Annotated in this window: 8 protein-coding genes; 5 read left to right on the top strand and 3 right to left on the bottom strand. The window is 65.0% G+C overall.

The window, feature by feature from the left end; translation table 11 throughout:
• Positions 1 to 57 precede the first annotated feature (57 nt).
• From HU770_RS15440 to HU770_RS15460, 5 genes are all read left to right on the top strand, one after another.
• Positions 58 to 1,098, top strand: coding sequence for a YCF48-related protein (locus HU770_RS15440; protein WP_186664105.1), 1,041 nt, complete (start codon positions 58 to 60; stop codon positions 1,096 to 1,098).
• Positions 1,099 to 1,118: 20 nt separating this feature from the next.
• Positions 1,119 to 3,494: an RND family transporter gene (locus tag HU770_RS15445; RefSeq protein WP_186664176.1), complete on the top strand. Its 2,376-nt coding sequence runs from the start codon at positions 1,119 to 1,121 to the stop codon at positions 3,492 to 3,494.
• 69 nt (positions 3,495 to 3,563) lie between these two features.
• Entirely contained in the window at positions 3,564 to 3,854 is a 291-nt protein-coding gene (locus HU770_RS15450) for a DUF5629 family protein (RefSeq protein ID WP_033700512.1), read from the top strand.
• Complete coding sequence (locus tag HU770_RS15455) at positions 3,820 to 4,950, top strand: lactonase family protein (protein WP_202883654.1); 1,131 nt, start codon at positions 3,820 to 3,822, stop codon at positions 4,948 to 4,950. The genes HU770_RS15450 and HU770_RS15455 overlap by 35 nt, the downstream gene beginning before the upstream one ends.
• Positions 4,951 to 5,073: 123 nt before the next feature.
• A complete protein-coding gene (locus HU770_RS15460) occupies positions 5,074 to 5,253 on the top strand; it encodes a hypothetical protein (protein ID WP_186664107.1) in 180 nt (59 codons plus the stop codon).
• A gap of 149 nt (positions 5,254 to 5,402) precedes the next feature.
• Here HU770_RS15460 and HU770_RS15465 read toward each other — a convergent pair whose 3' ends face one another.
• The 3 genes from HU770_RS15465 to HU770_RS15475 are packed head-to-tail and all read right to left on the bottom strand — an operon-like array spanning position 5,403 to position 10,872.
• Positions 5,403 to 5,996 (bottom strand): glutathione S-transferase, encoded by a 594-nt coding sequence (locus HU770_RS15465; RefSeq protein ID WP_186664109.1) that lies wholly within the window; start codon positions 5,994 to 5,996, stop codon positions 5,403 to 5,405.
• A complete protein-coding gene (locus tag HU770_RS15470; RefSeq protein ID WP_186664111.1) occupies positions 5,993 to 9,637 on the bottom strand; it encodes an AAA family ATPase in 3,645 nt (1,214 codons plus the stop codon). The genes HU770_RS15465 and HU770_RS15470 overlap by 4 nt, the downstream gene beginning before the upstream one ends.
• Positions 9,634 to 10,872: an exonuclease SbcCD subunit D C-terminal domain-containing protein gene (locus tag HU770_RS15475; protein WP_033700507.1), complete on the bottom strand. Its 1,239-nt coding sequence runs from the start codon at positions 10,870 to 10,872 to the stop codon at positions 9,634 to 9,636. Before HU770_RS15475 ends, HU770_RS15470 begins: the two co-directional genes overlap by 4 nt.
• Positions 10,873 to 10,877 lie beyond the last annotated feature (5 nt).

Below are 10,877 nucleotides of genomic sequence, written 5' to 3' on the forward strand. Positions count from 1 at the left end.
TTTTCGCAGTACCTGCAAGGCATTGACCCACTAAGAAGAACACAACAGGGGACAGTCATGAGGGAGCAGCTGATGGCGCAGCCCAGGCGTGGTGCCTGGCCGCTGGCCGCCGGTGCGATGCTGGCGCTGGCATTGGGAATGTGGACGGGCAGCGTCGAAGCCGCTGCCGCCGACGAATACTCGACCGAATCGGCCAAGGCCAGCCAGAGCCTGCTGATCGACGCCGTCCACGCCGGCAAGCGCCTGGTAGTGGTGGGCGATCGCGGTCATATCCTGTTCTCCGACGACCAGGGCAAGACCTGGACCCAGGCGCGGGTGCCCACCCGGCAACTGCTCACCGCCGTGTTTTTTCTCGACGACAAGCGTGGCTGGGCAGTCGGCCATGATGCGCAGATCCTCGCCAGCACCGACGGCGGCGCGACCTGGAGCAAGCAGTTCGAAGACCTTACCCGTGAAGCCCCGTTGCTCGATGTCACCTTCCTCGACGCCCAGCACGGTTTTGCCGTAGGTGCCTATGGCGCCTTGCTGGAAACCCGCGACGGCGGCCAGCACTGGCAGGACGTCGCCGAGCGGCTGGACAACCCCGACCAGTTTCACCTCAACGGCATCGCCGTGATCAAGGAAGCCGGCCTGTTCATTGTCGGCGAGCAGGGCAGCATGTTCCGCTCCAGCGACAACGGCCAGGCCTGGGCCAAGGTCGACGGCCCTTACGATGGCTCGTTGTTCGGCGTGATCGGCACCGCCCAGCCGCAGACCCTGCTGGCCTACGGCCTGCGCGGCAACCTGTTCCGTTCAACGGACTTCGGTGACAGCTGGCAGCCGATCGCGCTCAAGGCCGCGCGCGGCGCACTCGAATTCGGCCTGGCAAGCGCTACGCTTGTCGAGGATGGCAGCGTGGTGCTGGTCGGTAACGGCGGCAGTGTGTTGCGCAGCCATGACGACGGGCAAACTTTCAGCGTCTACAACCGCGCCGACCGCATCGCCCTGGCCGGCGTCACTGGCCTGTCCACGGGCGGCTTGCTGCTGGTGGGGCAGGGTGGTGTGCACCTGGCCACCGCCGAAGGTGCCGACCAGGCTGCCGAGGAGCCGCGCCCATGACCAGCAGGGAGAGCATCACCATGCACCCGCATCATCAGGACAAGGCCACGCTGCTCGAACGCCTGATCTTCAACAATCGCCCCGTGGTCATCGCCCTGTGCGTGCTGGTCAGCATTTTCCTGTTCTGGCAGGCCACGCAGATTCGCCCCTCGACCAGCTTCGAAAAAATGATCCCGCTCGAACACCCGTTCATCGAGCAGATGATGGAGCACCGCAACGACCTGGCCAACCTCGGCAATACCGTGCGTATTTCCGTGGAGGCGGTCAACGGCGACATCTTCGACAAGGACTACATGGAGACCCTGCGCCAGATCCATGACGAGGTGTTCTACATCCCCGGTGTCGATCGCGCCGGGCTGAAGTCGCTGTGGAGCCCCAGCGTGCGCTGGACCGAAGTGACCGAAGAAGGCTTCTCCGGTGGCGAGGTGATCCCCAATACCTACAATGGCTCGGCCGAAAGCCTCGACGCGTTGCGCGACAACGTGCTCAAGTCCGGCCAGGTCGGGCGCCTGGTGGGTAACAACTTCAAGTCCACTATCGTTGACGTGCCGCTGCTGGAGAGCTACCCCGACCCGCAGGACCAGGGCAAGCAGGTCAAGCTCGACTACCAGCAGTTCTCGCATCAGCTGGAAGAAAAGATCCGCGACAAGTTCCAGGCACAGAACCCCAACGTGAAGATCCATATCGTCGGCTTCGCCAAGAAGGTCGGCGACCTGATCGACGGCCTGGTGATGGTGGTGATGTTCTTCGGCGTGGCCCTGGCCATCACCTGTGTGCTGCTGTACTGGTTTACCTGGTGCATCCGCAGCACCATCGCCGTGCTCATCACCACCCTGGTGGCGGTGGTCTGGCAACTGGGGTTGATGCATGCGGTGGGCTTCGGCCTGGATCCGTATTCGATGCTGGTGCCCTTCCTGATCTTCGCCATCGGCATTTCCCATGGGGTGCAGAAGATCAACGGCATCGCCCTGCAGTCCAGCGACGCCGACAACGCCCTGACTGCGGCCCGGCGCACCTTCCGCCAGCTGTTCCTGCCCGGGATGATCGCCATCTTCGCCGATGCCGTGGGCTTCATCACCTTGCTGATCATCGACATCGGGGTCATCCGCGAGCTGGCCATCGGCGCTTCGATCGGTGTCGCGGTCATCGTCTTTACCAACCTGATCCTGCTGCCGGTGGCGATCTCCTATGTCGGCATCAGCAACAAGGCCGTCGAGCGCAGCAAGAAGGATGCGACCCGTGAACACCCGTTCTGGCGCCTGCTGGCCAACTTCGCCAGTGCCAAGGTGGCGCCGGTGTCGATTGGCCTGGCCTTGGTGATGTTCGCCGGTGGCCTGTGGTACAGCCAGAACCTGAAGATCGGCGACCTCGACCAGGGCGCTCCGGAACTGCGCCCGGACTCACGCTACAACCAGGACAACAACTTCATCATCAGCAACTATTCGACCAGCTCGGACGTGCTGGTGATCATGGTCAAGACGCCGTCGGAAAGCTGCTCGATCCACTCGACAATGGCGCCGATCGACGAGCTGATGTGGACCATGGAGAACACCCCGGGCGTGCAGTCGGCGATCTCGCTGGTGACCGTGTCCAAGCAGGTGATCAAGGGCATGAACGAGGGCAGCCTGAAATGGGAAACCCTGTCGCGCAACCCGGACGTTCTCAACAACTCCATCGCCCGCGCCGACGGCCTGTACAACGCCGACTGCTCGCTGGCGCCGGTGCTGGTGTTCCTCAACGACCACAAGGCCGAGACCCTGGAACGGGTTACCGCCGCCGCCAAGGCCTTTGCCGACAGCTACAACAAGGAAGGCCTGCAGTTTTTGCTGGCAGCCGGCAACGCCGGGATCGAGGCGGCCACCAACGAGGTCATCAAGTCGGCCGAGCTGACCATTCTGGTGCTGGTGTACATCTGCGTGGCGGTGATGTGCCTGATCACCTTCCGCTCGTTCGCCGCGACCTTGTGCATCGTCCTGCCGCTGGTGCTGACATCGGTGCTGGGTAATGCACTGATGGCCTACATGGGCATTGGCGTGAAGGTCGCCACCTTGCCGGTAGTGGCCTTGGGCGTGGGCATTGGCGTGGACTACGGCATCTACATCTACAGCCGCCTGGAAAGCTTCTTGCGCGCAGGCCTGCCGCTGCAGGAGGCCTACTACGAAACCCTGCGTTCGACTGGCAAGGCCGTGTTGTTCACGGGGTTGTGCCTGGCCATTGGCGTGTGCACCTGGATCTTCTCGGCGATCAAGTTCCAGGCCGACATGGGCCTGATGCTGACCTTCATGCTGCTGTGGAACATGTTCGGTGCGCTGTGGCTGCTGCCGGCGCTGGCGCGGTTCCTGATCAAGCCCGAGAAGATGGTGGGCAAGGAGGGTGGGTCGATTTTCGCCCACTGATTGCTGTATCTGGGGGCCGCATTGCGGCCCCAGGGTTATAATGCCGGCACTTCTCTAACTGGTATCCCCATGTCCCCCCTTGCCACCGCCCTCGCAGCCTGCGACATGCTGCTGATCGACGGCCTGCACGCCTTCGACTTCACCGCCAACGAAACCGGCCTCACCGTCGAATGCATGGACGGCCGCCAGCTGCGCCGCTGGGCCTTCACCGCCGAACAGGTCGCCGCCGCCATCGCCACGGGTGACGAGTGGCAGCTCAGCGATGCCCAGGGCGAGCATCGTCTAGTCTGTATGAGTGCCTTTCGTGCCCCGGATGAAGACGACGATGAAGCGAATCTGGACGAGCCTGCTGACCGCTAGCCTGATGACCCTGACCCTCAATGCCCAGGCTGCCACACTGCTGGTGGGCAGCTACACCGATGGCGCCAGCCAAGGTATCTACCGCTACCGGTTCGACAGCACGACAGGCCATATCGACCCCACCCCGCAACAGGTGGTCAAGAGCGTGAGCCCCTCCTGGCTGGTGCTCTCGGCCGACCAGCGGCAACTGTTCGCCGTCAACGAAACCGTTCAGGGCCACGTCAGCAGTTTCAGCGTGAGCAGCAAAGGCGAGATCAAACCCCTCAACCAGGTGGCCAGCCGGGGCGACGAGCCAACCCACGCCAGCCTCAGCCGCGACCAGCGCTACCTGTTCGTTGCCAATTACGCGGTCAAGCCAGACCCCGGTGGCAGCCTGGTGGTGATCCCGGTGGCCAAGGACGGCAAGCTCAAGGCGGTGGTGCAGCAGGCCCGGCACAAGCCAAGTGGCGCCAACCCCGAACGCCAGGCCGGCGCCCATGTGCATTCGCTGGTGCTGTCGCCGGATGGGCAGCACCTGTATGCCAGCGACCTGGGCGCCGACAAGGTGTTCATCTATCGCTACGATGGCGCCAGCGCGGACCACCCACTGACCCCGGCGATTCCTGCTTCAGTGGCCTTGCCGCCGGGCAGCGGCCCGCGCCACCTGCTGTTCGACGGCAAGGGGCGACACGCTTACCTGACCCTGGAAATGAGCGCCGAGGTGGTGATGTTCGATGTTCAGGAAGGCAACCTTGTCGAACGCCAGCGCCTGCCCCTGACCGAGCGCCAGGATGCCGCGGCGAAAGCAAGTGGTGGCTTGCACCTGTCGGCGGACGGGCGCTTCCTGTATGTCAGCAATCGGGGCACGGCCAACGAGATCGTGGCGTTCAGCGTAGGTAAGGATGATGGCCAACTGGCGTTCTTGCAGCGCCGTTCGGTCGAAGGTGATCACCCTCGGGAATTTGCCCTGGACCCCAGCGACAACTTCCTGCTCGTGGCCAACCAGAAGAGTAACCAGATTGTGGTCATGCGCCGCGATCCGCGTAGCGGCAAACTGGGGGACACGGTGCAGACGCTGCCACAGGATGCGCCGTCGGACCTGAAATTCATCGAGTGACTATCGATCAGCGTGATAATGGTTACTGTCGCAATGAATTTCTAGCGGCGACCTTGGCGGCGTAAGTTTGACCCAAGGCCCAAACGGGCCAACGTCAAACCACCGCCGTCGAGGTAAGCCCAGATGAACTTCAATCTCTTCCCGGTCATCGCCGCATCCGCCATCTCCGCTTCGGTCGTGCTGCCGGCACAGGCCCATGCCGACACCAGCAGCAAGGTGTCCAGTACCCACAGCTATACCGAGCAGTACCTGCGCCAGAGCGCGCATTTCCATGCAGCCTTGAGTGGCAAGCACGGCCACTGAGCACTACCCGGCTTTTGTGTAGGAGCGGCCTTGCGTCGCGAACAGGGCTGCGCAGCGGCCCCAGCAATCTGTGTAGCGACACAGAACTTGGGGCCGCTACGCGCCCCTTTCGCGACGCAAGGCCGCTCCTACACAAGGGCCGTGTCAGGTCACTTGGCCATGACAGCCTTGAACAGGTCCGACGCCAGCCACCCCTCCAGCCAGCTCCGCACCCGCGGATAAGCCGCCTCGGCGAACCACTGCGGCTCGACCCCGGCAAACTGGCGCATCAGGGGCAGCAACGCGGCGTCGGCCAGGCTCGGATGATCGGCCAGCAGGTAAGCCCGGCCTTCAAGCAGTACTTCAAGCGCTGCCAGCCAGGTTTCGGCCTGCTGGCGGTAGTGCTCGCGGGAATGCTCAGGGTATCGCTCGGCGTACTTGTACAGGTTCACCTGCGCCTTGAACGTGGAGTCGTTACGGGCGATCAGCGCCTCGGCCTGTTGCGCCGCCGCCGGGTCCGCCCGTAGCCGCCAGTCCTGCGGGTCGTTGCGTTCCAGCGCCCAGCGCATGATGTCCAGGCTCTCCTCCAGCACGCCGGTACCGGTGTCCAGCACCGGCACCGTACCCTTGGGCGACAACGCCAGCAGCGCGGCCGGTTTGTTCTTCATCGCCACTTCCTCGACCCGTACTTCGCACCCGGCATAGCGCAGGGCCAGGCGCGCGCGCATGGCCCAGGGGCAGCGGCGGAACGAGTAGAGGATCACCCGCACACCTCGACGTCACTCAGGCCGTTGCCCTGGCGGCGCACCTGGATCTGCACCGGGATGCGTTCATGCATCTCCTGCACGTGGGAGATCACCGCGACCTTGCGGCCCTGAGCCTGCAAGCCGTCGAGGGCATCCATGGCCAGTTGCAGTGATTCTGGGTCGAGGCTGCCGAAGCCTTCGTCGATGAACAACGATTCGATGCGCAGGGTGCTCGAGGCCATCGATGCCAGGCCCAGTGCCAGGGCCAGCGATACCAGGAAGGTTTCACCGCCCGACAGCGAATGCACCGAGCGCAGCTCGTCGCCCATCTCGGTGTCCAGCACCAGCAGGCCCAGGGCACTGCCGCCGCGCTTGAGGCGGTAGCGACGCGCCAGTTGGCGCAACTGGCTGTTGGCATGGTGCAGCAGCAGGTCGAGGTTGTAACCCTGGGCGATCTTGCGGAACACATCGCCAGAGGCCGAACCGATCAACGCATTCAGGCGCGCCCAGCGCTGCCATTGCTGATGGGCCTGTTCGATGTCCTCTGCCAGCGCCTGATACGCCAGTTGGCGACGCTGGTCTTCGGCCTGGGCGGCGCGCAGCTCGGCGCACTGCTGTTCATGGTTGGCCAGCAACGTGCGCAGAGCTGCGAGGGACTGCTCAAGGTCTTCGGCCGTGGCCTCGACGCTGGCTTGCGCGGTATGTTGCTGCAGGCGCTGTTCACGCTCCTGCAACAGCACGCGGCCTTGTTCGATGGCCTTTTGTGCAACTTGCAGGTGCTGGCGCAGTTCGCCCACTTGTGCGTCGTCCATGGCCAGCAGGCGGTCGAGGCCGCTATCGTCGAGCTCGGGGTGTGCGGCGCGCCACTGAGCGATTTCACCCTGCAACTGCTGGTGTTCGTGGTCCAAAGCCTGCTGGCGGGCGCTATTGGCCTTGAGTTCGCCGGCCAGCTGCAGGGCATGAGTGCGGGCCTGTTGCAACTGTTCGGCAGTCTCGGCTTCGCCTGTGCGGGCGTGCTCTACCTGTTGCTCCAGATGGCGTTGCCAGTCCTCGGCACGCGGGTGTTCACCCAGCAGCTCGGCCAGGGCGGCGCGGGCCTTGTCCATCTGTTCGGCCAGCCCGCTGACCTGCAGTTGCAGTTCTTGCTGGCGCTGCACGCGGGTTTGCTGCTGGTCGTGCAGGCGCTCCAGCTGTTGCAGGCGCTGCTGATGTTCTTGCAGTTCGTCCTTTTGCTGGTCCAGCTGTTGCTGGCGCTGGGCGATCTGCTGGTCGAGGCTGAGGAAGGCCTGCGCCGGCTCATCGCGCAGGGCCTGCAGCACAGGGGGCGGCAGCAGGTTGGCAAAATCGGCCAAGGCCTGCTCAAGGCGTTCCTGGTCTGCGGCCAGGGCTTGGTGCTGCTGGTCCAGGCGGCGTTGTGCCTGCTGTTGGGCTTCGCTCGCGGCTTGCAACTGCTGATTGAGGCGGGTGGCATCCCTTTGCAGGGTCAGCAGCGTGGCTTGGCGCTGTTCGTCACGGCCGATTTCCTGGTCGAGGCGGCGCAGTTGGCTGTCCAGCCAGGCACTGCGGGCCGTGTCTTCATGGGCACTGAGTGCGGGCCACAGGGCATGGGCCGCCAGTTGCTCGGCCAGGGGCTGCAACTGCTCACTCAGTTGCGCCTGTTGATGCTGATACTCCTTGATCTGGCCATTGACCACACCCACCTGGGTGCGCAACTCGATCAGGCGGCTATTGAAGCGCTCGACCTGTGCCAGGGCCGTGGCTTCTTCGGCCTGGTCATGCCGGCCCAGGCTTTGCAGCAGCGCTTCGGGCTGATGGAAGGGATGCTCGGCGCTGCCACAGACCGGGCAGGGTTCGCCCTCGTGCAATTGCGCACGCAGTTCTTCGACGCTGGTGCTGCGCGCCAGGCGCTGACGTTCCAGCAGTTGCCGGGTGAGCGCCAGCGCCTGCTCGGCAGCTTCAAGCTCGGCCTTGGCGGCGGTGCCTTCGCCAATCAGTTGCTGGCGTTGCTGCAGGGCCAGTTGCTGGCGTTCGCGCAGTGACTGGATACCCTGTTGCAGCTCCTGCTCGCGGGCATGCAGGCGCGACAGTTGCTCCACGGCACGTTGCTGTTTGCGGTTTTCCTGCAGCATGCCGCCCAGCAGGTCGAGCTGTTCGGCCAAGGCCTGGGGCTCTGCTGCGGCTTCGCGGAACAGCACTTCGAGTGCGTCGCGCTGGGTTTGCAACTGCGCATTGGCCTGGCTGGCCTGGGCCTGCAGGCCCGGCAGCTCTTCGCCGCCCTGGTTCAGGCGGTTGCCGATCTGCAGCAACTGTTGCAGCTGTGGGCGATAAGCCTGCCAGGCGCTGGTGAGGGCAGCCAGGGGGGCACTCTCGGCCAGGGCAGTATCGATCTGCGCCAGTTGCTGCTGGCTGCGCTGCTGGTGCTCGGCCAACTGCTGCAGTTGTTGCTCGAGCTCGGCGGCGGCCAGGTCGGCCTGCTGGCCGGCCTGGCGGGCCTTGGTCAGTTCTTGCTCCAGGCGGGTGAGGGTGTCTTGCTCGGCGAAGGCCTGGCGCAGGCGCGGGGCGTTGTCGCCCTGGCTGGCCTGGGCCTGGCTCAGCGCCTGACGGGCTGATTCGAGGGCCCGTTCAAGTTCGCCGATGCGGCCTTGCAGGTCGCTCTGCTGGCGGTGTTGTTCGCTGAGCTCGCTGGCCAACGGCGCGAGCTGCGCCGCCAGGGCCTGCTGACGGTGGAACTGGTGGCGCTGGGGCGCCAGGCGCTCCAGGCGCTCCAGGTCCAGGCGCTGATCGGTGAGGTGCTGCCAAGCCTGCTCGGCGGCCTGCAATGCTGAGCTGGCTTCGCCCTGCTGTACCTGCAGCTGGCGCTGTTCATCGAGCCAGGTACGTTGTTGCTCGAGCTGGCGCTCTTGCGCCTGGTCGGCCTTGAACTGCTGCTGTGCCTGCTCCAGGCGCTGGTCGAGTTCGGCGCGGGCATCGCTCGGCATGGGCAGCAGGTGGCTGGCGCGGTCCTTCAGGGCACTGTGCGCCTCGCCGGCCTCGCGGGCCTTGCTGAAGGCACGCTGGCCAAGGCGGGTATAGATCGCCGTGTTGGTGAGCTTTTCCAGCAGTTCGCTGCGTTCCTTGTCGTCGGCCTTGAGGAAGGCGCCGAACTCGCTCTGGGCCAGCATCACCGCGCGGGTGAACTGCTCGAAGTTCAGGCCCAGGCGCGCTTCGACCAGTTGCTTGTATTCCTGCTTGCCACTGGCCAGTACCTGCTCGCTGTCCAGGTCATAAAAGCTCTGGCGGCTGTGCTGCAGTTTACCGTTGGCCTTGTCGCGGGCGCGGTTGGCTTCCCAGCGGGCACGGTAGCGACGGCCGTCGATGCCGACGAAGTCGACTTCGGCGAAACCGCTGCCGGTGCCTCGGCGCACCAGGTTGCGTGGGTCGGAGGTCGGGATCTCGCCGTCGGCGTCCGGCACCTTGGCTTCGCGGCCAATGTCGTTGAGCCGGGGGACAGTGCCGAACAGGGCCAGGCACAGGGCATCGAGCAGCGTGCTCTTGCCGGCGCCAGTCGGGCCGGTGATGGCGAACAGGCCGGCGCTGGCCAGCGGCTCGGCGGTGAAATCGATGTCGATCGGGCCGGCCAGGGATGCCAGGTTCTTCAGGCGGATGGCGAGAATCTTCATGGCTGTTCCTCTTCCAGCTGTGCGTCCTGCAACAGCAGGGCGAAGTCGGCCAAGGCCTGTTCATCGGCGGGGTTGCCGTAGGCTTGCTCCCAGGCGCGGCTGAACAGGTCTTGCGGGGTCATCTGGGACAGTTCGACGAAGGCCAGGTCGTCGTCCTCGGCGCTGGCGCGCCCGGCATATTCGGCGCCAATGCGGATCAGCCGCACGGCTTTGCCTTGCAGGGCGCCTTCGATTTGCTGGCGCAGGTCGGGCTGCGGTTCGTCCAGCACGACGCGCACTTCGAGCCAGGGCTGGCGGTTAGGGTCTTCGAGCAGGTCGATCACCGGCAGTTCGGCCAGCTGTGCCAGCAGCTCGCCGAGCGGTGCCGGGCCGATGCGTTGCAGGGCCACGGCGCGAGGCACCGGGCGCGCTTCGACGCTGACCAGCTCGGCGCCGTCCAGCTCTACCTCCAGCACCTGGTGCGGGTAGTTGATCTCGGCGAACGACAGTGGGATCGGCGAGCCGCTGTAGCGAATGCGGTCTTCGCGGTTGACCTTCTGCGGCTTGTGCAGGTGGCCCAGGGCGACATAGCTGATGGCCTTGTCGAACAGCTTGGCCGGCAAGGCCTCGGCGTTGCCGATGATCAGGCTGCGCTCGGAGTCTTCCGACACGGCGCCGCCGGCCATGTGGGCATGGCTGATGGCGACCAGCGCCTGGTCCTTCTTGCGTTTTTGCAGGGCGGCGGCAATCAGTTGCTGGTGCACCTGGGTGATGCCTTGCAGGTAATCGTCACCCAGCTGCGGGCCGGTCACTTCCGCGGGGCGCAGGAAGGGCAGCGCCAGGCACCAGGCGCTGATTTTGCCGCGGGCGTTGGTCAGTGGGATCAGCAGGCGCTCGGCATCCAGCTGGCCTTCGTCGAGCCAGTGCACACGGCCCAGGGCGTGGGTGCGCAGGCGGCGCATCAATGCTGCGGGCAGTTCGATGCGCGAGCCGGAGTCGTGGTTGCCGGCGATCATCACGATGTCCAGCTTGGGCTGTTGCTCGTGGGCCTGGACGATGAAGTCGTAGAGGCGCTCCTGGGCTTTGACCGGTGGGTTGACCGTGTCGAAGATGTCGCCGGCGATCAGCAGCGCATCCGGCTGGCGCAGGTGCAGTTGGCCGAGCAGCCAGTGGAGGAAGCAAGCGTGTTCGAAATCGCGTTCCTGGCCGTGCAGGCTTTGGCCCAGGTGCCAGTCGGAGGTATGAAACAGACGCATGGATG

Source organism: Pseudomonas sp. SWRI68 (assembly GCF_014269165.1).
Taxonomy (GTDB): domain Bacteria; phylum Pseudomonadota; class Gammaproteobacteria; order Pseudomonadales; family Pseudomonadaceae; genus Aquipseudomonas; species Aquipseudomonas capeferrum.